We start from the raw sequence: 22,044 nt of genomic DNA, 5'->3' as shown, positions 1-22,044 counted from the left end.
CACAGGGGTTTTGTATGCGCCGCAGATTCAATGTGGGAGCGAGCCTGCTCGCGATGGCGTCCGCCCGGCCAACCATTACTCCAAGCGTAACGATCCGACTCTGTGCTTGATTGATGCCCCCCACCCAACACTCCTAAGGTGACTCCCACGACAGCGAACCCGTGGAGTGGTCATGACAACAACAATATCCCCCGACTCGCGATGGACGCGGCGGCGCAGCGAAAAGCAGCGGCGTCTCGAGCTTGTGCGCGGTCTGGCCGACGGTGTGGTGCTGCCCACCGACAACATCGTCGCAGCGCTGGAGGCCTTGATCCTGCCCGGCGACCGTGTGGTGCTGGAGGGCAATAACCAGAAGCAGGCGGATTTCCTCTCCCGCTCCTTGGCCAAGGCCGATCCCGCCAAGCTGCATGACTTGCACATGATCATGCCCAGCGTCGGACGCTCCGAGCACCTGGACCTGTTCGAACGCGGCATCGCCCGCAAGCTCGACTTCTCTTTTGCCGGCACCCAGAGCTTGCGCATCAGCCAGTTGCTGGAAGATGGCCTGCTGGAAATCGGCGCGATCCATACCTACATCGAGCTCTATGCGCGGCTGGTGGTGGACCTGATTCCCAACGTCGTGCTCTCGGCCGGTTTCATGGCCGACCGCGCCGGCAACATCTACACCGGCCCGAGCACCGAAGACACCCCCGCATTGATCGAACCGGCCGCCTTCAGCGACGGCATCGTCATCGTCCAGGTCAATCAACTGGTGGACGATGTCAGCGACCTGCCGCGCGTCGACATCCCCGCGTCCTGGGTCGATTTCGTGGTGGTGGCCGACAAGCCGTTCTACATCGAACCGCTGTTCACCCGCGACCCACGGCACATCAAGCCTGTGCACGTGTTGATGGCGATGATGGCGATTCGTGGGATCTACGAGAAACACAACGTCCAGTCGCTGAACCACGGCATCGGTTTCAACACCGCCGCCATCGAACTGATCCTGCCGACGTACGGCGAATCCCTGGGCCTTAAAGGCAAGATCTGCCGCAACTGGACGCTCAATCCGCACCCGACGCTGATCCCTGCGATCGAAAGTGGCTGGGTCGAAAGCGTGCATTGCTTCGGCACTGAACTGGGGATGGAAAACTACATCGCCGCGCGCCCCGACGTGTTCTTCACCGGGCGCGACGGATCTCTACGTTCCAACCGAATGTTCTGCCAACTGGCCGGGCAATACGCGGTGGACCTGTTCATCGGCGCCACCCTGCAAGTCGATGGCGACGGCCATTCCTCTACCGTAACGCGTGGTCGTTTGGCCGGTTTCGGCGGCGCGCCGAACATGGGCCACGACCCGCGCGGTCGCCGTCACAGCACGCCGGCCTGGCTCGACATGCGTCATGAGGATGCGCCCGAAGCCTTGCTCGAACGCGGTAAAAAACTCGTGGTGCAAATGGTCGAGACCTTCCAGGAAGGCGGCAAACCGACCTTCGTCGAAACCCTCGATGCAATAGAAGTGGCGAAGAAAAGCGGCATGCCGCTGGCGCCGATCATGGTCTACGGCGACGACGTCACCCACCTGCTGACCGAAGAAGGTATCGCCTATCTGTACAAGGCCCGCTCGCTGGAAGAACGTCAGGCGATGATCGCCGCCGTCGCCGGAGTGACCGCCATCGGCCTGCGCCACAACCCCAAAGACACCGCACGCATGCGCCGCGAAGGCCTGATCGCCTTGCCCGAAGACCTCGGCATTCGCCGCACCGACGCCACCCGCGAATTGCTCGCCGCCAAAAGCGTGGCGGATCTGGTCGAGTGGTCCGGTGGCCTCTACAACCCGCCCGCCAAGTTCAGGAGCTGGTAATGCACGCATTCAACCTGCAACCGAAAACGCTTTCCCTGGCTGAACGGCTGGCGGACGTGGCCGTGGACGCGCTGATCGACGAAGCGGACCTGTCGCCGAAACCGGCATTGGTCGACCGTCGTGGCAATGGCGCCCATACCGATTTGCACCTCGGGCTGATGCACGCCTCGGCGCTGTCCCTGTGGCCTGCGTTCAAGGAAATGGCGGAAGCGGCCATTGAGCTTGGCGAAGTCGGCGTGCCGCTGCGCGAAGCCGTCGGGCGCATTGGTCGGGAAGGGGAGGAAGCGATGCTCGCCACCACCGGCGGCGTGAACACTCATCGCGGGGCGATCTGGGCCTTGGGTCTGTTGGTCACGGCCTGCGCGCTTGAACCTGAATCCAGTGCCGCAGGTTCGATTGCTGTGCGCGCAGCACGCCTCGCGCTACTTGATGACCGTTACGCGCCACGTCCACTCAGCCATGGCGCTCAAGTCGCCCAACGCTATGGCGTGCGCGGTGCCCGTGAGGAAGCTCAACTGGGCTTTCCGTCGGTGCAGCAACGGGCACTGCCGCAACTCAAACGCAGCCGTGCCGTTGGCCATGGTGAGCAGAACGCCCGGCTCGATGCCTTGCTGGCGATCATGACGGGTCTGGCCGACACCTGCGTGCTCTACCGCGCTGGCGAACACGGTCTGCAGACCATGCAACTCGGTGCCCAGGCCGTACTCGACGCCGGTGGCAGCGCCAGCCTCGCCGGTCGCCGCCGTTTGCACGAGCTGGACGAACAATTAATCGCATTGAATGCGTCGCCCGGTGGTGCCGCGGATTTGCTCGCCGCCTGCCTGTTTATCGACCGCATCGAGTCCGGAGCTTTCTGATGGAAACCTTATCCTTTGAATTCCCCGCCGGGCAGCCGCCACGGGGCCGTACGCTGGTGGGCTGTGTCGGTTCGGGCGATCTGGAAGTGCTGATCGAACCGGGTCAGGCGGGCACGCTGACGATTAAGGTGCAGACCTCGGTCAATGGCGCGCAACAACGCTGGCAGCACCTGTTTGCACGGATGTTCGACGGCCAGACTCCGCCAGCGATGGCCATCGATATCCATGATTTCGGCGCGACACCCGGCGTGGTGCGTTTGCGTCTGGAACAAGGCTTTGAGGAGATCGGTCATGACTGACAGTAAAGAACTCCTACACAAGCACAGCTTCGTCGAACTCGGCGCCCGGCAACGGGCGAAAGCCTTGCTCGACCCTGGCACCTTCCGCGAAATGCTAGACCCGTTTCAACGCGTCATGTCGCCGTGGCTATTGCGCCAGAGCGTGGTGCCGCAATCCGATGACGGCGTGGTGATCGCCAAGGGCAGCATCGGTGGATTACCGGTGGTCATCGCCGCCATCGAAGGCGCGTTTCAGGGCGGCAGCCTCGGCGAAGTCGGTGGGGCGAAAATGGCCGGTGCGCTGGAACTGGCCGCCGAAGATAACCGCAATGGCATCCCGACTCGCGCGGTGTTGTTGCTGGAAACCGGCGGCGTGCGTTTGCAGGAAGCCAACCTCGGGCTGGCAGCGATTGCCGATATCCATGCGGCGATTGTCGATCTGCGCCAGTACCAGCCAGTTGTTGGTGTTGTCGCCGGCAGCGTGGGCTGCTTTGGCGGAATGTCGATTGCCGCCGGGTTGTGCAGCTACTTGCTGGTGACTCAGGAAGCGCGGCTTGGCCTAAACGGTCCGCAAGTGATCGAACAGGAGGCGGGGCTTGAGGAATACGACTCCCGCGACCGTCCTTTCATCTGGAGCCTGACCGGGGGCGAGCAGCGTTTCGCCAGTGGTTTGGCGGACCGTTATGTCGCCGATGATGTGACGCAGATTCAGCAGCAGGTCGGCGAATTGCTCAAGCAAGGTTTGCCGGAACAACAACGCAGTCGTCAGGCCGATCTGTTCCTGCAACGGCTGGCCCGTCTGGACGCCGAGCCGCAAATCGAGCCGTCAGTGGTTCGCGATCTGTATCAAGGAGAGCGCTCATGAGCACCTATTCCCTGAGGGGCTTGAACTGGTTCAACGCCTTGAGCGCTGGCGCGAAACCGGTCGAAGGTTTGCCCGCTTCATTGAAGGTCGCCGACGGTGTGTTGGGTGATCAGCCTGTTCGCTTTATCGCCGTGGTGGCTGATCCCGACAACCGTTTCGTCCGCGCCCGCAATGGCGAGGTCGGTCTGCTGGAAGGCTGGGGTCTGGCCAAGGCTGTGGATGAAGTCATCTCGACCGATCTGGATAAACCGCACAAGCGTGCCTTGATCGCCATCGTCGATGTACCGAGCCAGGCCTACGGCCGGCGCGAAGAAGCGCTCGGCATTCATCAGGCCCTCGCCGGTGCGGCGGACAGCTATGCCCGCGCCCGGTTGGCTGGCCATGCGGTGATCGGTTTGCTGGTGGGCAAGGCGATGTCCGGGGCGTTTCTGGCGCACGGGTATCAGGCCAATCGCTTGATTGCCCTGCGTGATCCGGGCGTGATGGTGCATGCGATGGGCAAGGCGTCGGCGGCGCGGGTGACGTTGCGCAGCGTCGAGGAGCTTGAAGCGTTGGCTGCCAGCGTGCCACCGATGGCGTATGACATCGACAGCTACGCGAGCCTTGGATTGCTGTGGGAAACCTTGTCGGTCGAGCAGATTGAACAACCAACCGCAGCCGACTTGGCGCGAGTGACTGAATGTCTGGATCAGGCAATCGGCGATGTTGCCGCGACGGGGCGAGACCTGAGCGGTCGATTGGGTGCGAGCAACCGCGCTGCATCGAGCAAGGTTCGCGAACTGCTGAGAGCGCAGTGGTGAATACCTTTCTGGCCCACGACCTGCTCTGGGGCATGACTCTAGAAAAGCTGCCGATGGACGCGCCTGCGTGGGTGATCGAGTCGATCCGCGCAGGTCAGCCGGTGGTGGTTCGGCGTGCGCTGAGTGCGCCGGATCACATCGCGGTCGGGGTGCGTGGGCGGTTGCGTGAGCAGCGCTTTGCAGCGGTGATGTCGATCGATTCGATTTCGCGTCGGGTACGGCCGGAAGCGCTTTGTCATGTTTCTATCGACCGGGATGTATTGGCGTTGCGTGCCCTCGATCAACTGCGGCCGATGCTCGATGGTTGCGGTTGGGTGTGGGGTGTCAGCGGCAGTGCCGGGTTTGAACTGGCCAGTGGTGTTCAAGCGTTGCATGAGCGCAGTGATCTCGACTTGATCCTGCGCACACCGCAACCAATGGATCGACTGAAAGCGCAGGCGCTGCTGAAGATTCTGGACACGGCTGCGTGCCAGGTAGACATGCAGTTGCAAACACCGTTCGGCGCCGTCGCCCTGCGCGAATGGGCCGGTCCTGCCCGTCGGGTTTTGCTGAAAAACGCCCGTGAGGCCTGCCTGGTCATTGATCCGTGGGAGCAAGCAGCGTGAGCAGTTTGCTGGTGTTCCCAGGGCAAGGCGCGCAGCAGCCGGGCATGCTCCATCGTTTGCCTCGCGAAACGGTGATCGAGGCGAGTGAAGTGCTTGGCGAAGACACTTTGCTGCTGGATTCGGCCGAGGCGTTGACGTCGACACGGGCCGTTCAGCTGTGCCTGTTGATTGCCGGCGTTGCGGCTTCACGCCAGTTATCAATGGCGCCGGATTACGTGGCGGGATTGTCCATCGGTGCCTACCCGGCAGCGGTGGTGGCGGGCGCCCTGAGCTTCAGCGATGCGCTGCATCTGGTCAGCCTGCGTGGCGAGTTGATGCAGCAAGCTTATCCACAGGGCTACGGCATGACCGCGATCATCGGCCTGGAGCTGTCGACCGTGGAAGGGTTGCTGGCGCAGGTTCACAGCATCGATACGCCGGTTTATCTGGCCAACATCAATGCTGATAATCAGGTGGTCATCGCCGGCAGCGATGCTGCTATGAAGTCCGTTGCCGAATTGGCGAAAGGTCGCGGTGCCGGATTGGCCAAACGCCTGGTCGTCAGCGTGCCTTCCCATTGCCCGCTGCTGGAAGCTCCGGCGAAAACCCTGGCCGAAGCCTTCGCCAACGTGCAACTGAAAACACCGACATTGGGCTACCTGAGCGGCAGCCGCGCCCGGCCGATCATCAACATCGAAGCTTTGCGCAACGACCTGGCTTTCAACATGTGCCGCGTGGTGGATTGGCGCGGCACCGTGCAAAGCGCTTACGAGCGTGGCGTGCGTCTACAGATCGAACTGCCGCCTGGTGCGGTGCTGACCGGGCTGGCGCGCCGGGTGTTCGAGCAGGGCACCGTGATTGCCTTCGACGGTGCTCGCCTCGACACCTTGCAGGCGCTGTTGCGTGAGGAGGGAAGCCGCCAACCCTAGACCACCGACTCAAGCCTTCGAACAACAAAAACAACATTCGACGATGCACTTTGAGGACAACAACAATGATTATTTACGGTGTGGCGCTGTTGGCGATCTGTACGCTGGCAGGGGTGATCATGGGCGATGCGCTTGGCGTGTTATTGGGCGTCAAATCCAACGTGGGCGGAGTCGGGATCGCGATGATCCTGTTGATCTGCGCGCGGTTGTGGATGCACAGGCACGGCGGCATGACCAAGGATTGCGAGATGGGCGTCGGCTTCTGGGGCGCCATGTACATTCCGGTGGTGGTCGCAATGGCCGCACAACAGAACGTCGTGACGGCGCTGCACGGTGGCCCGGTGGCGGTGCTGGCGGCGATTGGTTCGGTGGTGATCTGCGGTTGCACGATTGCGCTGATCAGCCGCACTCACAAAGGCGAACCCTTGCCCGATGAGCCCGAGGAAATTACCCCGGTCGGCACGCCAGTAGGAGGTCGTTGATATGTGGGATCTCATCGAGAAAGGCCTGGAACATAACGGCTTGGTCACGGCGTTCGCATTTGTCGGCGTAATCATGTGGGTGTCGGTGGTGTTGTCCAAGCGGCTGACGTTCGGGCGGATTCACGGCTCGGCGATTGCCATTGTCATCGGGCTTGTATTGGCCTGGGTCGGCGGCACCATGACCGGCGGACAAAAAGGCCTGGCGGACCTGACGCTGTTCTCCGGCATTGGTTTGATGGGCGGCGCGATGCTGCGAGACTTTGCGATCGTCGCAACGGCGTTCGAAGTGCAGGCCACCGAAGCGAAAAAGGCTGGTTTGATCGGCGTGATTGCGCTGCTGCTGGGCACGATTCTGCCGTTTATTGTCGGGGCGAGCATGGCCTGGGTATTCGGTTATCGCGATGCGATCAGCATGACCACCATTGGTGCGGGCGCAGTGACGTACATCGTCGGGCCGGTGACCGGAGCGGCGATTGGTGCGAGTTCTGACGTGGTGGCGTTGTCGATTGCCACCGGGTTGATCAAGGCGATTTTCGTGATGGTCGGCACGCCGATGGCTGCGCGCTGGATGGGGCTGGATAACCCGCGTTCGGCGATGGTGTTTGGCGGGTTGGCCGGCACTGTGAGCGGTGTGACGGCCGGGCTGGCGGCGACGGATCGGCGGTTGGTGCCTTATGGCGCGTTGACCGCGACGTTCCATACCGGGCTTGGGTGCTTGCTTGGGCCTTCGTTGTTGTACTTCATTGTTCGCGGGATTGTTGGCTGACTTCAGATTCTGAGTTGCCTGGACTGACGCCATCGCTAGCAGGCTAGCTCCCACAGGGGGAATAGGGTTTGCACTTCCACTGTGGGAGCCAGCCTGCTGGCGATTGGGGCCGACTCGGTCTCAGGCCTGACGATTGGCATACATCCGACACTCCGCCAGCAACGCCAGCAGATTCGGATCACGCTCCTTGGCCTTCAAAAACACCACGCCGATGTGCTGCTGCAACCGATACTTTTCCTGCAACGGGATCAGCTTCACCCGGTTCTCATACACCGCCGCAATCCGCCCCGGCAGCAACGCATAACCCACCCCTGAACTGACCATGCTCAGCAGGGTGAAGATGTCGTTGACCTGCATCGCCACCTTCGGCTCGAACCCTGCCTGCTTGAACACCCGGTTGCCGTCCTGGTGTGTGGCAAACCCCTGGGTCAGGGTGATGAAGGTTTCGTCGCGCACTTCGGCCAGGTCAACTTCCGCCCGTTGGGCAAATTTCGAATCCGCCGGTGTGGCCAGGAAGATGTCATCGGAAAACAGCGGTATCTGCTCGCAGTCCGGGTCGTTGACGCTGTCGTCCAGGGACACCAGGATCGCGTCGACTTCCATGTTCTTGAGCTTGTACAGCAGGTCGAAATTCGAGCCGAGGATCAGGTCGATGTTGAGCTCGCTGCGGCGGATCTTCAGGCCCATGATCAGCTGCGGCACGGTCTTCACCGTCAGCGAATACAACGAGCCAAGCTTGAAGCGTTCAGCCGAAAACCCCGCCGCTTCGCGGGTCAGGCGCACGGTTTCGACCACGTCCTGAATCAGCTTCTGCGCCCGCTCTTCCAGCACATAAGCGCTTTCCAGCGGTGTCAGGTTGCGGCCTTCGTGCTTGAACAACGGGCAGCGCAAAGCGCTTTCCAGGGAGTGAATGGCACGGTGCACGCTGACGTTGCTGGTCTGCAACTCGGCGGCGGCCCGGGCCAGGTTGCCGGTGCGCATGAAGGCGAGGAACACCTCGAGTTTTTTCAGGGTCAACTCTTCGTCGATCAGCATGGCGTGGACTCTTGGTCGAATGGCTCGATTGTGCACGTATGAGGGGAATTGTGATCTGAAACATTGCGCTTTTAATCTCAAGGCCTGAGCCTTGCGCAAGGTTGTAGCGAATTTTGAGGGAAGCAATACATGTATCACGGGGAAAGATTGAACGCCTGGACGCATCTGGTCGGGGCGGTGGCGGCGACGGTCGGGGTGGTGTGGATGCTGGTGATTGCCAGCATGGACGGCAGCCCATGGAAGATCGTCAGCGTGGCGATTTACGGGTTTACCTTGATGGTGCTTTACAGCGCGTCGACCGTTTACCACAGCGTGCGCGGGCGTAAGAAAACGATCATGCAGAAGGTCGATCACTTTTCGATCTACCTGCTGATTGCCGGCAGCTACACGCCGTTCTGCCTGGTGACCCTGCGCGGGCCGTGGGGCTGGACGTTGTTCGGGATTGTCTGGGGGCTGGCGCTGATCGGCATCCTGCAAGAGATCAAGCCGCGGTCGGAAGCGCGGGTTTTGTCGATCGTGATTTACGCGGTGATGGGTTGGATTGTGCTGGTGGCGGTCAAGCCATTGCTCGCGGCGCTAGGCAGTACCGGTTTTGCCTGGCTGGCGTCGGGCGGGGTGTTGTACACCGTGGGGATTGTCTTTTTTGCGCTGGATCATCGGCTGCGGCATGCGCACGGGATCTGGCATTTGTTCGTGATCGCGGGGAGTGTGCTGCACTTTGTCGCGATTTTGTTTTATGTCTTGTAGACCGCACTGCAGCTATTTGCAAAACCTGTGGGAGCGGGCTTGCTCGCGAAAGCGTCAGGTCAGTCGACATCATCGCTGACTGATCCACCGCATTCGCGAGCAAGCCCGCTCCCACAGGGGGACAGGTGATCCAGTTGCGCCTGCGCCCGTCGGCTGAACACCTGCAACAAGTCGCTCAAGGTGTGGGGCGGCGGTTCGTCGGCGCGGGTGACTGCATACAAGGTGATCGGTAACGCGGGCGCCAGCGGTCGAATCGCCGTGGTGGCGGGGGATGCGCCGAGCGCGGTAAACGGATCGATCACCGCCAGCCCGGCGCCGGATTCAACCATCGCCCGCGCCAGTGAATAGGTTTGCACCGCGATGCGCACCCGCGGCGGTGGATCGACCGCCTCAAGGTAGCTGTCGAGCCTGGCCGCCAGTGGGTCAGCGCTGGACAGGCCAATCAGCGGCGCACCGGCCAGTTCGATCAACGGCAACGGTTGGCTCAAGGCGTCATCGTTCCAATAGCCCAACGGCGCCAGCGCCACCAAAACCCCGCAGGCCAAGACCTGTGCCTTCAGGCCCGGGTGATCTGGCGGTTGCAAGGTCAGCGCGACATCCACTTCACGCATCAGCAAGTTCTGCATCAGCTCACGGCTGTGGGCACTGGACAGTTCGCAGACGATGTCCGGGTAGCGTTGCGTCCACTCGTTGATGGCCGGTGGCAGCAGCGACAGGGCCAGCGCCGGGATCGCGCCGATCCGAACGCTGTGACCCGGCTCGCGACGCAGGCTCTGGGCCAGACGTCGCACGCCTTGCAGGCTTTCGGTGACCTTGTCGACTTCGCGCTCAAGCTCCAGCGCTTCGGGCGTGGCCTGCAATTTCCCGCGCACCCGCAGGAATAACGGGAAGCCCAGTTGCTGTTCGGCGTGTTGCAGCACTTTGCTCACCGCCGGCTGCGACACGTGCAGCAACTGGGCAGCGCCACTGACCGAGCCGGTCTGGCGAATGGCCTGGAAAATCTCGATGTGTCGCAGTCGCATGGCAGTCCATAACCTTTGTTTATGGGTCAGGCATCTTTATGCATTGTTCAAGGTCTGTCACCTGGTCCTAACCTGAAGCCTGTTTCAACAACGGTTAAGGACAGACATGGCTCAGCTGGTTTGCATCATCGGTGGTGGCGTCATTGGCCTGACGACGGCTTACGCACTGGTGCGCGAGGGCGTCGACGTGACGCTGGTCGAGGCCCGGGATTCGCTGGGCAGCGAGACCAGTTTCGCCAACGGCGGCCAGTTGTCCTACCGTTACGTCGCGCCTCTGGCCGATGCCGGCGTTCCGTTGCAGGCACTTGGCTGGATGTTGCGCGGTGACTCGCCGCTGAAGCTGCGTCCGCGCCTGGACCCGGCGCAATGGCGCTGGATGGCGTCCTTCCTGGCGGCCTGCCGTCGTTCGGTGAATCAGCGCAATGGCGCGCACCTGTTGCGTCTGGCGCTTTTGAGCCAGTCCACGCTGCAAGGCTGGCGCGACGAAGACCATTTCGACGGTTTCGACTGGCGGCGTAACGGCAAACTGGTGACGTTTCGTGAAGCGGCAAGTTTCGAACATGCTCGCCAGGGTTTGGCCGATCCGCAACAGCAACAAGTGTTGTCCCGGGCTGAGTGTGCACAGTTGGAGCCTGCACTCGCCGAGGCGCCGTTTGTGGGCGCGATTTATACCCCTGACGAAGAAGTCGCCGATTGCCATGCTTTCTGTCAGCAACTGCTGGCTCGGCTCAAGGCCTCGGGGCGTTGCGAGTTTTTGCTCGGCCACAAGGTCACCGGCATTCGCCACGCAGCCGGCGCGGTGCAGGCCATAGAAATGGGGTCGCAGGTGCTGCCGGTCGAGCAACTGGTGATTGCCGCCGGACATCGCAGTCCGGCGCTGGCGCTGCCGGGCATGAACTTGCCGCTGTACCCGCTCAAGGGTTACAGCCTGACCTTGCCTATCGGCGCCGAACATCGTGCGCCGGACCTGAGCATCACCGATTACAACCGCAAGATTGTTTACGCCCGCATTGGTGAACAACTGCGCGTGGCGGCGATGGTCGACATCGTCGGCTTCGACCCGGCGCTCGACCCCAGACGGCTGGCGCTGATCAAGCGCCAGGCGCAGGAAACCTTGCCCAAGGCCGGCGATTACGACGCCGCCATCGAGTGGGCCGGCATGCGCCCGGCCACCCCCAGCGGCGTGCCGTTGATTGGCGCCACGGCGTACCGCAATCTTTGGCTCAACCTCGGCCATGGTGCCCTGGGTTTTACCCTGGCGTGTGGCAGCGCCCGGTTGCTCAGCGAGTTGATCGCCCGGCGCGCACCTTCAATTGAAATGCACGGCCTCGCACCCCGCGTCGCCTGACTTGAAAAGGAAAAACCGATGAGCATCAACCGTATCAACAGCAACAGCCGACTCTCTGGCGCGCTGACCTTTGGCGATCTGGTGTTTCTCTCGGGACAGGTGCCGGGTGACAGCCCCGACGTCACCGGCCAAACCGCCGAGGTGCTGGCGAAGATCGATGCGTTGCTGGCCGAGGCTGGCAGCGACAAGGATCATCTGCTTAACGCGACCATTTACCTGAATGACATTGGCCGCGATTTCACCGCCATGAACGAGGTCTGGACGCAGTGGCTGTCACCGGGCAATGCGCCGACCCGCACCACGTTACAGGCGCAACTGGCTCGTCCAGAGGTGCTGGTGGAAATCACCGTAATCGCCGCCCGCCGCTAATCGCTTGACCCACAACGGAGAATAACAATGCAAAAAATCACGTTGATCGGCTGCACCCTCGGCCTGCTGCTCGCCAGCCAGGTCCAGGCAAACGAAGCGCCGCTGACCGGCACGCTGAACAAGGTCGCCAATGCCAAGAGCATCACGCTGGGCTATCGCGATGCCTCGGTGCCGTTCTCCTACGTGGGTGATCACACGGGGCAGCCGATGGGCTATTCGGTAGACCTGGCGAGCAAGATTGTCGAGCGCATCAAGCAAAAGCTTGAACTGCCGGATTTGCAGGTGAAGTACAACCTGGTGACCTCGCAAACGCGCATTCCGCTGGTGCAGAACGGCACGGTCGACCTTGAGTGCGGCTCCACCGGCGTGACCGCAGAGCGTATGCAGCAAGTGGCGTTTTCCTACGGGTTCATCTACGTGAAGGGGCAGTTGCTCACGGCGAAGGACAGCGGCATCAAGAGTTTCGCCGACTTGCGCGGCAAGAACGTCGTGACCACCGCCGGCACAACGAATGAACGGTTTCTGAAGAGCTACAACGTCGATCACAAGATCGACATGTTCGTGATCAGCGCCAAGGACCATGGCGAAGCGTTCCAGATGCTGCAGTCGGGTCGGGCGGCGGCGTTCTATATGGACGACGCGTTGCTCTACGGTGAGCGCGCCAAGGCCCGCGATCCGCATAAGTGGGTGGTGGTGGGCGAGGAGCAGTCGCGAGAAATCTACAGCTGCATGGTGCGCAAGGATGATCCGCAGTTCCTGGCACTGGTCAACGCCACGCTGGCCGACCTGTACAGCTCAGGGGAAATCAACAGCATCTACAACCGCTGGTTTCAGCAACCGATACCGCCCAAAGGCTTGAACCTGGAATTCCCGATGACCAGCGAGTTGAAGGCAATCATCGCCAAGCCGGTGAGTGATCCGGTGCAGTAGTTTCTGAACGATCAGATGCTGTTTTATGTCTTGTAGACCCGTGGCGAGGGGATTTATCCCCGTTGGACTGCGTAGCGGTCCCAAAAATGGGACTGCTGCGCAGTCCAACGGGGATAAATCCCCTCGCCACAGGGCCCTAGAAGTCGCCCCACAGTTGTTGCGCTACCGCCAATGCAACGACGGGCGCGGTTTCGGTGCGCAATACGCGAGGGCCGAGGCGGGCGGCGTGAAAACCGTCAGCCTTGGCCTGCTCGACTTCAGCATCGGACAACCCGCCTTCCGGGCCAATCAAAAACGCCAAGGTTGCCGGTTTCGCATGACTCACCAACGGCTCAGCCACCGGATGCAGCACCAACTTCAACTCAGCCTCGGTCTGCTTCAACCAGTCCGCCAACAACAGCGGTGGATGAATCACCGGCACCCGTGAACGCCCGCATTGCTCGCACGCGCTGATTGCCACTTGGCGCCAGTGCATCAGGCGTTTGTCGGCGCGCTCATCCTTCAGCCGGACTTCACATCGGTCGCTGAAGATCGGCGTGATTTCAGTGACGCCCAACTCGGTGGCTTTCTGAATCGCCCAATCCATGCGCTCGCCACGGGACAAGCCCTGGCCGAGATGGATCTGCAACGGCGACTCGACCTGCCCGGCGAAGCTTTCATCGATCTGCACGACAACGCGCTTCTTGCCGACCTCCACCAGCGTGGCGCGAAACTCATGGCCCGAGCCGTCGAACAGTTGCAGCGCATCACCCTCGGCCATGCGCAGCACGCGGCTGATGTAATGGGCCTGGGCCTCGGGCAACTCGTGTTCGCCGGTGCTCAAGGGGGCGTCGATAAAGAAGCGGGACAGTCTCATGCTGGGTCTCGAAAAATTGGATCGGAGTTGCTTTTGTGGCTGCTGACTATTTGTGACGAGGGGATTTATCCCCGTTGGACTGCGCAGCAGTCCCATTTTTGGGGCCGCTTCGCAGCCCAACGGGGATAAATCCCCTCACCACAATAAATCCCCTCACAACAGGGGAACTGCATGGGTCTTTAGCCCGGATCGCGGAAGCCGGGGTGGAAGTCTTTCGGTACCGACACGCTGACGCTGTCACGGGTCGCGATGTCGATGCCTTCGCTGGCCACTTCCGCCAGGAAATCGATTTGCTCCGGCGTAATCACGTACGGCGGCAGGAAATACACCACGCTGCCCAACGGTCGAAGTAAAGCACCGCGCTCCAGCGCATGCTGGAACACCTTCAAGCCGCGACGTTCCTGCCACGGATAGGCTTCTTTCGTCGCCTTGTCCTTGACCATCTCGATGGCCAGCACCATGCCCGTCTGACGCACTTCCGAAACGTTCGGGTGATCGACCAGGTGCGCGGTGGCGGAGGCCATGCGCTGCGCCAGGGCCTTGTTGTTCTCGATGACGTTGTCTTCTTCGAAGATATCCAGCGTCGCCAACGCCGCCGCGCACGCCAGCGGGTTGCCGGTGTAGCTGTGGGAATGCAGGAAGGCGCGCAGGGTCGGGTAGTCGTCGTAGAACGCGCTGTAGACGTCTTCGGTGGTGACGCACGCCGCCAGCGGCAGGTAACCGCCAGTCAGGGCCTTGGACAGGCAGAGGAAGTCCGGGCGGATGCCGGCCTGCTCACAGGCAAACATGGTCCCGGTGCGGCCGAAGCCGACGGCGATTTCGTCGTGAATCAGATGCACGCCGTAGCGGTCGCAGGCTTCGCGTAGCAATTTGAGGTACACCGGGTGGTACATGCGCATGCCGCCGGCGCCCTGGATCAGCGGTTCGACAATCACGGCAGCGACGGTGTCGTGATTCTCGGCCAGCGTCTGTTCCATGGCGGCGAACATGTTGCGCGAGTGTTCTTCCCAGCTCATGCCTTCCGGGCGCAGGTAGCAATCGGGGCTCGGCACCTTGATGGTGTCCAGCAGCAACGCCTTGTAGGTTTCGGTAAACAACGGCACGTCGCCCACCGACATCGCCGCCATGGTTTCGCCGTGGTAGCTGTTGGTCAGGGTGACGAAGCGCTTCTTGTTCGGCTGGCCGCGGTTGAGCCAGTAGTGAAAGCTCATCTTCAGTGCGACTTCGATGCATGACGAACCGTTATCGGCGTAGAAGCACCGGGTCAGGCCTTCCGGCGTCATCTTCACCAGACGCTCGGACAACTCGATCACCGGTTGATGGCTGAACCCGGCGAGAATCACGTGCTCCAGCTGATCGACCTGATCCTTGATGCGCTGGTTGATGCGCGGGTTGGCGTGGCCAAACACGTTGACCCACCAGGAGCTGACGGCGTCGAGGTAGCGTTTGCCTTCGAAGTCTTCCAGCCACACGCCTTCACCGCGCTTGATCGGGATCAGCGGCAGCTGTTCGTGGTCTTTCATCTGGGTGCAGGGATGCCACAACACCGCGAGATCGCGTTGCATCCACTGGTTATTCAGGCCCATGTTCAGTCTCCTCGAGGCGGCTCGCTGGTTTCGCGGGCAAACAATCGCGCAAGCCTATGCAATGCATCGCACGGGGACAACCCATTGTGTCGATTGAGCTACTTTGTATAGGTCGATAGACGTCGCTGGCGGCCTTTTGATGGCTAACGTATTCTTCGCGGTTCTTTGAGTCGTCTGACTCGTGAAACCGCTATTTTCTCGTGTATTTCCGGAGTTCGCTGAATGTCTGCTGGTTGGCTGCGCGCCTGTGCGCTGGTGATGTTGGGGCTGTTCAGCGTGTCTGCGCTGGCCAAGGATAAAACGGCGATCGTGATCGGCGGCGGGCTCTCGGGCCTGACGGCGGCTTACGAACTGCAGAACAAAGGCTGGCAGGTGACCCTGCTGGAAGCCAAGCCGAGCCTGGGCGGTCGCTCCGGCATGGCCACCAGCGAGTGGATCGGCAACGACAAGACCCAACCGGTGCTGAACAAATACGTCTCGACCTTCAAGCTGAGCACCACGCCAGCCCCTGAATTCGTGCGTGTCCCGAGCTACCTGATCGATGGCGTGTATTACACCGCTGCCGATCTGGCCACCAAGGAGCCGGCCACCGCCGAAGCGCTCAAGCGCTACGAAAAGACCGTGGATGATCTGGCGCGTTCGATCGAGGATCCGCAGAACCCGGCGGCCAACAGTACGCTGCACGCTCTGGATCAGATCAACGTCTCCAACTGGCTTGACCGTCTGACCTTGCCAGCCACGGCACGTCAGTTGGTGAACCAGCAGATTCGTACCCGTTACGACGAACCTTCGCGCCTGTCGCTGCTGTATTTCGCACAGCAAAGCCGTGTTTACCGTGGCGTCTCCGACCGTGACCTGCGCGCTTCGCGTCTGCTCGGCGGTAGCCCGGTGCTGGCCCAGGCTTTCGTCAAACAGCTGAAAACCATCAAGACCAGTTCCCCGGTGTCGTCCATCAACCAGGACAAGGACGGCGTGACCGTCAAAGTCGGCAGCGTCGGCTATCAGGCTGACTACGTGGTGGTGGCCGTGCCTTTGCGCGCCCTCAACAAGATCCAGATGACCCCGGCGCTGGATGCCCAGCACCTGGGCGCCATCAAAGGCACTAACTACGGCTGGCGTGACCAGATCATGCTGAAGTTCAAGACGCCGGTATGGGAAAGCAAGGCGCGCATGTCCGGCGAGATCTACAGCAACACCGGTCTGGGCATGTTGTGGGTCGAGCCGGCGCTGAAGGGCGGCGCCAATGTGGTGATCAACCTGTCCGGCGACAACGCGCGTGTCATGCAGGCGTTCGGCGACAAGCAGATGGTCGATCAGGTGCTGATCCGTCTGCACGCGTTTTATCCACAGGCGCGCGGTTCGTTCACCGGTTATGAAATCCGCCGCTACAGCACCGACCCGTCGATGGGCGGCGCTTACCTGGCCTTCGGCCCGGGCCAGATCAGCAAGTACTGGCGCTTGTGGGAACGTCCGCTGCAGCGCGTAGCGTTCGCTGGCGAGCACACCGACACCTTGTACCCGGGCACACTGGAAGGCGCATTGCGCACCGGTCAGCGCGCGGCCAGTCAGGTTGAAGACCTGGCGGCGGGCAAATCGTTTGAGCCTGCGAAGGTTGTGCCGGCAGCGACCGCTGTAGCGGCGGGTGCGGTGGCGGCGAAGAAAGGTAACTTCTTCACCAACCTGTTCGGTGGTTCGGATGACAAGCCGGCACCGGTCAAGGCGCCAGAGCCAGTGGCTCCAGTCGCTCCGACACCGGCTCCAGCGCCGACTCCAGCACCTGCACCGGTTGAAGCGCCTAAGCCAGTGGTTCCAGCGAAAGCCGAGCCGGCCAAGAAAGCCCCGGTGAAAAAGCCTGCTGCCAAGACCGAAGCCAAAAAGGCTCCGGCCAAAGCCCCGGCGAAGAAGGCTGAAACCGCGAAGAAACCAGCGGCAAAAACTTCTACAACCCCGGCAACGGAAACCAAAGCCCAGTAAGCTTTTGGCACTCAAAGAAACGCGGTAGAAATGCCGCGTTTTTTTATGCCTGAAGGAAACCAATCACAAGAATCGAATAAATCCTGTGGCGCAGGTGTTCCTTGGTTGCCTTCATTTTTTCTCACACATTGGTCTTTAATCTTTCCTTAACTGATCTATTTCAGACTCTTGATCGTATTTCTCGATATTTCAAAGCAAAATTTTCCGCTTTAATTCGATAGATAAGTCGATAGTCTTGGTCGCAGTTCTCACAGGATTTGGGCAATGCAGCTACGTAACTCTTCTTCCCGCTACGGTTGGGTCAGCATCTTCATGCATTGGGGCGTGGCGCTGGCGGTCGTTGGTTTGTTTGCGTTGGGCTTGTGGATGGTCGGTCTCGACTACTACAGCACCTGGCGCAAAGACGCGCCGGAATTGCACAAGAGCATTGGCCTGGTGTTGTTGGCCGTTATGGTCCTTCGGGTGTTGTGGCGCGTTGTCAGCCCGCCACCGCCGACACTGGAAACGTATAGCCGCATGACGCGTCTTGGCGCCAAGTTCGGTCATTCGTTCCTGTACCTCAGTCTGTTTGCTGTGATGATTGCCGGATACCTGATTTCCACCGCAGACGGTGTCGGGATTTCGGTGTTTGGCCTGTTTGAAGTTCCTGCACTGGTTTCCGGACTACCGGACCAGGCAGACACCGCCGGTGTGATTCATCTGTATCTGGCGTGGGCGCTGGTAATTTTTTCCGGTCTCCATGCGTTGGCAGCATTGAAGCACCACTTTATCGATCGTGATGCGACCCTCACTCGAATGCTGGGTCGCAAAGCCTGAAGTTCAACCTCGACTCCAAAGGAATAGAAAGCATGTTGAAAAAAACACTCGCTGCTCTGGCAATCGGTTCTGCTCTGCTGTCCGCCAACGCGATGGCGGCTGACTACGTCGTCGACAAGGAAGGCCAGCACGCCTTCGTTGACTTCAAGATCAGCCACTTGGGCTACAGCTTTATCACCGGTACCTTCAAGGACATCGATGGCACGTTCAGCTTTGACGCTGCCAAGCCTGAAGACAGCAAGATCGAGTTCAACGTGAACACCGCCAGCGTGTTCACCAACCATGCCGAGCGCGACAAGCACATCGCCAGCAAAGACTTCCTGAACGGCTCCAAAGCCAAGTTCGTCTCCACCAGCGTCAAATCCACCGGTAAAAACGCCGCTGGCAAAGACACTGCTGACGTGACCGGCGACCTGACCATCCTTGGCGTGACCAAGCCAGTTGTGGTCAAGGCTACCTTCCTGGGCGAAGGCAAGGATCCATGGGGCGGCTACCGTGCCGGCTTCGAAGGTACTACCAGCATCAAGCGTTCCGATTTCGGCAAGCAGAAAGACCTGGGCCCAGCGTCCGACGCGGTCGAGCTGTACGTTTCGTTTGAAGGTGTGAAAGCGAAGTAATTTTCGCGCTGACACAAAAACGCCCCCGGCCTTATGGTCGGGGGCGTTTTTTATTGCCTGGCACAATTGGAAAGGGACACCACAGATCCCCTGTGGGGGCGGGCTTGCTCGCGAATGCGGTGTGTCATTCAACATTGATGTCGACTGACACGGCCTCTTCGCGAGCAAGCCCGCTCCCACAAGGGGTTCTTTAGTGAGTTGAGGATTTGTGCTCACCCTCAGAAAACAAAAATGCCCCGGATCTCGCGATCCGGGGCATTTTCGTTGCAGTGCTAATTCAGCGGTTGCGGGTCAGCAACGCTGGCTTCTCACCACGCGGACGGCCTGGCAGTTGATCAAGTTGCTCTGGAGTCGGGAAACGATCGGTTTTCGACTCCTTGTGAATGATCTTCGGAGCCGGGCCGCGCGGGTTTTGCACGGCAGGTTCGGAACGTGGCTGTTCGTCACGGGCCGGACGGCGGTTGCGCGACTCTTCGCGACGGGCCTGGCCGTCACGTGGAGCGCCGTTGCGTGGGCCACTGCGCTTGGCCGGTGGCGTGCCGGTGGTGGCGCCGTCGCTGCTGCGCGGACCGCTTTGGCGACCCTGAGGCTTGCCGCCAGTGCGTGGAGCACCAGCGCCCGCTGCCGTGCCTTGTGCCGGAGCACCCGGACGGCGGCCACGGCCCTGAGCCGGTTTGGCTTGAGGCACGTAGTCGACGCGGTTACCGAAGTTATCGATGTCGTCGTCCAGGAACTCGTCCGGAGCACGGTCTGCAGCAGCAGCGCGTGGCGCTGGACGCTGTTGCTCGCGAGCCGGGGTGCCTTCGCGTGGCTTGTGTTCACGGGCTGGGCGATCGCCACGGCCAGTGGCAGGCGCTTTTTCTTTACCGCCCTTGTCCTTGCCTTTGTCTTTACGACCGCCGCCACCACCGGTGCCGTTCGGACCGTCGCCGCGCGGGCCACGTGGGTTGCGCGGGTTACGCACATCCGGACGCTCGCGGACTTCCGGTTTCTCGGCTTCTACAGCGCTGGAATCGAAGCCCATCAGGTTGCCGTCGGCAATCTTCTGCTTGGTCATGCGCTCGATGCTTTTCAGCAGCTTTTCTTCGTCCGGAGCGACCAGCGAGATCGCCTCGCCCGAACGACCGGCACGGCCGGTACGGCCGATACGGTGAACGTAATCTTCGTCGACGTTCGGCAGTTCGAAGTTGACCACGTGTGGCAACTGGTCGATGTCGAGGCCGCGAGCGGCGATGTCGGTGGCGACGAGGATGCGCACTTCACCGGCCTTGAAGTCGGCCAGGGCTTTGGTGCGGGCGTTCTGGCTCTTGTTACCGTGGATCGCGACGGCGCTGAGGCCGTGTTTGTCCAGGTACTCGGCCAGACGGTTGGCGCCGTGCTTGGTGCGGGTGAACACCAGGACCTGTTCCCAGGCGCCAGCGGTGATCAGGTGCGCCAGCAGCGAACGCTTGTGGTTGGCTGGCAGGCGGAAGACGCGTTGCTCGATGCGCTCGACCGTGGTGTTCGGCGGCGTGACTTCGATGCGTTCCGGGTTGTGCAGCAGTTTGCCGGCGAGGTCGGTGATGTCTTTGGAGAAGGTCGCCGAGAACAGCAGGTTCTGGCGTTTGCTCGGCAGACGAGCCAGGACTTTCTTCACGTCATGGACAAAGCCCATGTCGAGCATACGGTCGGCTTCGTCCAGCACGAGGATTTCCACGTGGGACAGATCGACGCTGCCTTGACCGGCGAGGTCGAGCAGACGGCCGGGGCAGGCCACCAGCACGTCAACACCGCGCGACATGGCCTGAACCTGCGGGTTCATGCCGACGCCGCCGAAGATGCAGGCGCTGACGAACTTCAGGTCACGGGCATAGACCTTGAAACTCTCGTGGACTTGAGCCGCGAGTTCGCGGGTAGGGGTCAGGACCAGTACGCGCGGTTGGCGCGGGCCGTGACGCTGGGATTTGTCCGGGTGACCGTTGGGGAACAACCGCTCCAGAATCGGAAGGGCGAAGCCGCCGGTTTTACCAGTACCTGTCTGTGCCGCGACCATCAGGTCGCGACCTTGCAACACGGCGGGGATAGCCCGCTGTTGCACCGGAGTAGGCTCGGTATAGCCCGCTGCCTCGATGGCGCGGACTAAAGCCTCGGAGAGACCGAGGGAAGCAAAGGACATGAGTAATCCTGTTTTAGTTAGGGCTTGGCCCAATGGGAGTCTTGCCTGGCGCGAATGGCGTTTAAGAGGAACGCAATCCCGTCCGGTCCTGCTGGGCCTTGAAAGCTCGTCTGGAGCGCTCGCGCGGGCTGGAAAGCTGCGCTGTAGCGGATCGAGATGCCTTGAACAAGTCCGAGCGTCCGGGCGTGAGCCTGGCGGGAACGCCGGAGTATAACAGAGCAATCACTGCGCGCCGCTTTCCTGCTGCTCAACGGTTTTTACGGTGGCGGTGGTGGTGGCGGTGGGTTGCCCTCCGGTGCCGGGCCCCGCGCCATAACGGGCGCTCAGCTCAGCGTAGGCGGGCTCGCGCTTGAAGCGCTTGAGCTCGGCACCGAAACGCTGCACCAGTAAATCCATGCCCGCATTACGGCGTACCGCCAAAAACTGGCTCTGATGGCTGATGACTGTCGGGTTTTCAGTGATCTTGTCGCGGATGCCCAATTCGTCGAGCAAATGCTGGCCGACCCGGCGATCGGTGATCAACAGGTCGATCCGCCCGCGTACCAGTTTGCCGAAATTGGCTTCGTGGGTCGGCGCCGGCTCCCGGGTGAACAGGGTCGAATCGCTGAAATCCTTGCTGTAGAGGTAGCCTGGCGAAGTGCCGACGGTCAGGCCTTTCAGATCGTCCAGGGTGCGGAAGGGATGGGGGCGTTCGTTGGCGTAGAACATCACGAACTCGACATCTGACAGCGGTTCGCTGGGGTAGAGCAACGTGGCGTCGCGTTCATCACTGTGAAAAATATCCAGCGCGCCATCCGCCTGACCCGTTTCAAGCATTGACAGGCAGCGTTTCCACGGCAGGAATTGCCAGTCCACTTCGATCCCCAGGCGTTTGAACACGATCGCCGTGGTTTCGTAATCCAGGCCCAGGGATTTGCCGTTTTCCTCATAGACATAAGGCGCCCACGGCTCGGTGACAATGCGCAGCTTCTCGCCCCGGGCGGCAAAGCTCAGGCAAGAGAAAAGAAACACGGTGAGTAACTGTGCGATCAGGGGCATGGCTTGAGATTACGACGAGAAATCATAAAGAGCCAGAAACCGGATCCAGAAGCTCTGGTTCGGGCGTTAAACGCAAAAGATCGCAGCATCGTTTCACTCGACAGCTCCTACAGAGTACGTATTCCCTTGTAGGAGCTGTCGAGTGAA

22 protein-coding genes are annotated in these 22,044 nt (G+C 61.1%); 16 read left to right on the top strand and 6 right to left on the bottom strand.

Features of this window, described 5'->3' with window-relative positions; all coding sequences use genetic code 11:
• The first annotated feature begins 172 nt into the window (after positions 1–172).
• The 9 genes from mdcA to madM all read left to right on the top strand — a co-directional run bounded on the left by mdcA (position 173) and on the right by madM (position 7,404).
• Positions 173–1,843 (top strand): malonate decarboxylase subunit alpha, encoded by a 1,671-nt coding sequence (gene mdcA, locus ACA053_RS27345; protein ID WP_109635564.1) that lies wholly within the window; start codon positions 173–175, stop codon positions 1,841–1,843.
• On the top strand, positions 1,843–2,700 hold the full coding sequence (locus ACA053_RS27340; RefSeq protein WP_497394102.1) for a triphosphoribosyl-dephospho-CoA synthase: 858 nt from the start codon (positions 1,843–1,845) through the stop codon (positions 2,698–2,700). Before mdcA ends, ACA053_RS27340 begins: the two co-directional genes overlap by 1 nt.
• The gene (locus ACA053_RS27335) at positions 2,700–2,999 is read left to right on the top strand and encodes a malonate decarboxylase subunit delta (RefSeq protein WP_109635561.1); all 300 of its coding nucleotides are present in this window, start codon (positions 2,700–2,702) and stop codon (positions 2,997–2,999) included. The genes ACA053_RS27340 and ACA053_RS27335 overlap by 1 nt, the downstream gene beginning before the upstream one ends.
• Complete coding sequence (locus ACA053_RS27330) at positions 2,992–3,843, top strand: biotin-independent malonate decarboxylase subunit beta (protein WP_497394101.1); 852 nt, start codon at positions 2,992–2,994, stop codon at positions 3,841–3,843. Before ACA053_RS27335 ends, ACA053_RS27330 begins: the two co-directional genes overlap by 8 nt.
• Positions 3,840–4,643 (top strand): biotin-independent malonate decarboxylase subunit gamma, encoded by an 804-nt coding sequence (gene mdcE / locus ACA053_RS27325; RefSeq protein ID WP_497394100.1) that lies wholly within the window; start codon positions 3,840–3,842, stop codon positions 4,641–4,643. Before ACA053_RS27330 ends, mdcE begins: the two co-directional genes overlap by 4 nt.
• Positions 4,637–5,248 carry a malonate decarboxylase holo-ACP synthase gene (locus ACA053_RS27320; protein WP_497314248.1) on the top strand — a complete coding sequence of 204 codons (612 nt, stop codon included), beginning with the start codon at positions 4,637–4,639 and terminating at the stop codon, positions 5,246–5,248. Before mdcE ends, ACA053_RS27320 begins: the two co-directional genes overlap by 7 nt.
• On the top strand, positions 5,245–6,156 hold the full coding sequence (mdcH, locus tag ACA053_RS27315) for a malonate decarboxylase subunit epsilon (protein WP_497314246.1): 912 nt from the start codon (positions 5,245–5,247) through the stop codon (positions 6,154–6,156). The genes ACA053_RS27320 and mdcH overlap by 4 nt, the downstream gene beginning before the upstream one ends.
• A 65-nt stretch (positions 6,157–6,221) precedes the next feature.
• The gene (madL, locus tag ACA053_RS27310; protein ID WP_497314244.1) at positions 6,222–6,638 is read left to right on the top strand and encodes a malonate transporter subunit MadL; all 417 of its coding nucleotides are present in this window, start codon (positions 6,222–6,224) and stop codon (positions 6,636–6,638) included.
• Position 6,639: 1 nt separating this feature from the next.
• Complete coding sequence (gene madM, locus ACA053_RS27305) at positions 6,640–7,404, top strand: malonate transporter subunit MadM (protein WP_150658389.1); 765 nt, start codon at positions 6,640–6,642, stop codon at positions 7,402–7,404.
• 120 nt (positions 7,405–7,524) lie between these two features.
• Here the strand turns inward: madM and ACA053_RS27300 are convergent, their stop codons facing one another.
• Positions 7,525–8,439: a LysR family transcriptional regulator gene (locus ACA053_RS27300; RefSeq protein ID WP_077747236.1), complete on the bottom strand. Its 915-nt coding sequence runs from the start codon at positions 8,437–8,439 to the stop codon at positions 7,525–7,527.
• A gap of 129 nt (positions 8,440–8,568) precedes the next feature.
• Between ACA053_RS27300 and trhA the strand changes: the two genes are divergently transcribed.
• Complete coding sequence (trhA, locus tag ACA053_RS27295; RefSeq protein ID WP_109635552.1) at positions 8,569–9,186, top strand: PAQR family membrane homeostasis protein TrhA; 618 nt, start codon at positions 8,569–8,571, stop codon at positions 9,184–9,186.
• 59 nt (positions 9,187–9,245) lie between these two features.
• Here trhA and ACA053_RS27290 read toward each other — a convergent pair whose 3' ends face one another.
• Positions 9,246–10,208, bottom strand: coding sequence for a LysR family transcriptional regulator (locus tag ACA053_RS27290; protein ID WP_497394099.1), 963 nt, complete (start codon positions 10,206–10,208; stop codon positions 9,246–9,248).
• A gap of 106 nt (positions 10,209–10,314) precedes the next feature.
• Here ACA053_RS27290 and ACA053_RS27285 point away from each other — a divergent pair, with 106 nt between their 5' ends.
• The 3 genes from ACA053_RS27285 to ACA053_RS27275 are packed head-to-tail and all read left to right on the top strand — an operon-like array spanning position 10,315 to position 12,855.
• A complete protein-coding gene (locus ACA053_RS27285; RefSeq protein WP_497394098.1) occupies positions 10,315–11,556 on the top strand; it encodes a D-amino acid dehydrogenase in 1,242 nt (413 codons plus the stop codon).
• Positions 11,557–11,574: 18 nt separating this feature from the next.
• A complete protein-coding gene (locus tag ACA053_RS27280; RefSeq protein WP_497394097.1) occupies positions 11,575–11,925 on the top strand; it encodes a RidA family protein in 351 nt (116 codons plus the stop codon).
• Positions 11,926–11,952: 27 nt separating this feature from the next.
• On the top strand, positions 11,953–12,855 hold the full coding sequence (locus ACA053_RS27275; RefSeq protein WP_109635545.1) for a transporter substrate-binding domain-containing protein: 903 nt from the start codon (positions 11,953–11,955) through the stop codon (positions 12,853–12,855).
• Between the two features lie 136 nt (positions 12,856–12,991).
• Here the strand turns inward: ACA053_RS27275 and ACA053_RS27270 are convergent, their stop codons facing one another.
• Together ACA053_RS27270 and ACA053_RS27265 are read right to left on the bottom strand one after the other, a co-directional pair.
• Entirely contained in the window at positions 12,992–13,711 is a 720-nt protein-coding gene (locus tag ACA053_RS27270; protein WP_497314237.1) for a 16S rRNA (uracil(1498)-N(3))-methyltransferase, read from the bottom strand.
• A 179-nt stretch (positions 13,712–13,890) separates the two neighbouring features.
• Entirely contained in the window at positions 13,891–15,297 is a 1,407-nt protein-coding gene (locus ACA053_RS27265) for an adenosylmethionine--8-amino-7-oxononanoate transaminase (protein WP_109635542.1), read from the bottom strand.
• A gap of 222 nt (positions 15,298–15,519) precedes the next feature.
• Between ACA053_RS27265 and ACA053_RS27260 the strand changes: the two genes are divergently transcribed.
• From ACA053_RS27260 to ACA053_RS27250, 3 genes are all read left to right on the top strand, one after another.
• Positions 15,520–17,271, top strand: coding sequence for a flavin monoamine oxidase family protein (locus tag ACA053_RS27260; protein WP_497394096.1), 1,752 nt, complete (start codon positions 15,520–15,522; stop codon positions 17,269–17,271).
• A 264-nt stretch (positions 17,272–17,535) separates the two neighbouring features.
• Positions 17,536–18,087, top strand: coding sequence for a cytochrome b (locus ACA053_RS27255; protein ID WP_497314233.1), 552 nt, complete (start codon positions 17,536–17,538; stop codon positions 18,085–18,087).
• Between the two features lie 32 nt (positions 18,088–18,119).
• The gene (locus ACA053_RS27250; RefSeq protein ID WP_497314231.1) at positions 18,120–18,704 is read left to right on the top strand and encodes a YceI family protein; all 585 of its coding nucleotides are present in this window, start codon (positions 18,120–18,122) and stop codon (positions 18,702–18,704) included.
• Positions 18,705–18,981: 277 nt separating this feature from the next.
• Here ACA053_RS27250 and rhlE2 read toward each other — a convergent pair whose 3' ends face one another.
• The gene (gene rhlE2 / locus ACA053_RS27245) at positions 18,982–20,859 is read right to left on the bottom strand and encodes an RNA helicase RhlE2 (RefSeq protein ID WP_497394095.1); all 1,878 of its coding nucleotides are present in this window, start codon (positions 20,857–20,859) and stop codon (positions 18,982–18,984) included.
• A 222-nt stretch (positions 20,860–21,081) separates the two neighbouring features.
• Positions 21,082–21,897: a substrate-binding periplasmic protein gene (locus ACA053_RS27240; RefSeq protein ID WP_497394094.1), complete on the bottom strand. Its 816-nt coding sequence runs from the start codon at positions 21,895–21,897 to the stop codon at positions 21,082–21,084.
• Positions 21,898–22,044: the final 147 nt, after the last annotated feature.

This window comes from Pseudomonas sp. LBUM1672, assembly GCF_059695655.1.
The sequence above is the reverse complement of the archived record's forward strand: the minus strand, read 5'-3'. Positions and strand labels throughout refer to the sequence as shown.

Excerpts from the sequence above, each read along its gene's own strand:
- mdcA (WP_109635564.1), top strand. The coding sequence starts at position 173 with ATGACAACAACAATATCCCCCGACTCGCGATGGACGCGGCGGCGCAGC.
- ACA053_RS27340 (WP_497394102.1), top strand. The coding sequence starts at position 1,843 with ATGCACGCATTCAACCTGCAACCGAAAACGCTTTCCCTGGCTGAACGG.
- ACA053_RS27335 (WP_109635561.1), top strand. The coding sequence starts at position 2,700 with ATGGAAACCTTATCCTTTGAATTCCCCGCCGGGCAGCCGCCACGGGGC.
- ACA053_RS27330 (WP_497394101.1), top strand. The coding sequence starts at position 2,992 with ATGACTGACAGTAAAGAACTCCTACACAAGCACAGCTTCGTCGAACTC.
- mdcE (WP_497394100.1), top strand. The coding sequence starts at position 3,840 with ATGAGCACCTATTCCCTGAGGGGCTTGAACTGGTTCAACGCCTTGAGC.
- madL (WP_497314244.1), top strand. The coding sequence starts at position 6,222 with ATGATTATTTACGGTGTGGCGCTGTTGGCGATCTGTACGCTGGCAGGG.
- madM (WP_150658389.1), top strand. The coding sequence starts at position 6,640 with ATGTGGGATCTCATCGAGAAAGGCCTGGAACATAACGGCTTGGTCACG.
- ACA053_RS27300 (WP_077747236.1), bottom strand. The coding sequence starts at position 8,439 with ATGCTGATCGACGAAGAGTTGACCCTGAAAAAACTCGAGGTGTTCCTC.
- trhA (WP_109635552.1), top strand. The coding sequence starts at position 8,569 with ATGTATCACGGGGAAAGATTGAACGCCTGGACGCATCTGGTCGGGGCG.
- ACA053_RS27290 (WP_497394099.1), bottom strand. The coding sequence starts at position 10,208 with ATGCGACTGCGACACATCGAGATTTTCCAGGCCATTCGCCAGACCGGC.
- ACA053_RS27285 (WP_497394098.1), top strand. The coding sequence starts at position 10,315 with ATGGCTCAGCTGGTTTGCATCATCGGTGGTGGCGTCATTGGCCTGACG.
- ACA053_RS27280 (WP_497394097.1), top strand. The coding sequence starts at position 11,575 with ATGAGCATCAACCGTATCAACAGCAACAGCCGACTCTCTGGCGCGCTG.
- ACA053_RS27275 (WP_109635545.1), top strand. The coding sequence starts at position 11,953 with ATGCAAAAAATCACGTTGATCGGCTGCACCCTCGGCCTGCTGCTCGCC.
- ACA053_RS27270 (WP_497314237.1), bottom strand. The coding sequence starts at position 13,711 with ATGAGACTGTCCCGCTTCTTTATCGACGCCCCCTTGAGCACCGGCGAA.
- ACA053_RS27265 (WP_109635542.1), bottom strand. The coding sequence starts at position 15,297 with ATGGGCCTGAATAACCAGTGGATGCAACGCGATCTCGCGGTGTTGTGG.
- ACA053_RS27260 (WP_497394096.1), top strand. The coding sequence starts at position 15,520 with ATGTCTGCTGGTTGGCTGCGCGCCTGTGCGCTGGTGATGTTGGGGCTG.
- ACA053_RS27255 (WP_497314233.1), top strand. The coding sequence starts at position 17,536 with ATGCAGCTACGTAACTCTTCTTCCCGCTACGGTTGGGTCAGCATCTTC.
- ACA053_RS27250 (WP_497314231.1), top strand. The coding sequence starts at position 18,120 with ATGTTGAAAAAAACACTCGCTGCTCTGGCAATCGGTTCTGCTCTGCTG.
- rhlE2 (WP_497394095.1), bottom strand. The coding sequence starts at position 20,859 with ATGTCCTTTGCTTCCCTCGGTCTCTCCGAGGCTTTAGTCCGCGCCATC.
- ACA053_RS27240 (WP_497394094.1), bottom strand. The coding sequence starts at position 21,897 with ATGCCCCTGATCGCACAGTTACTCACCGTGTTTCTTTTCTCTTGCCTG.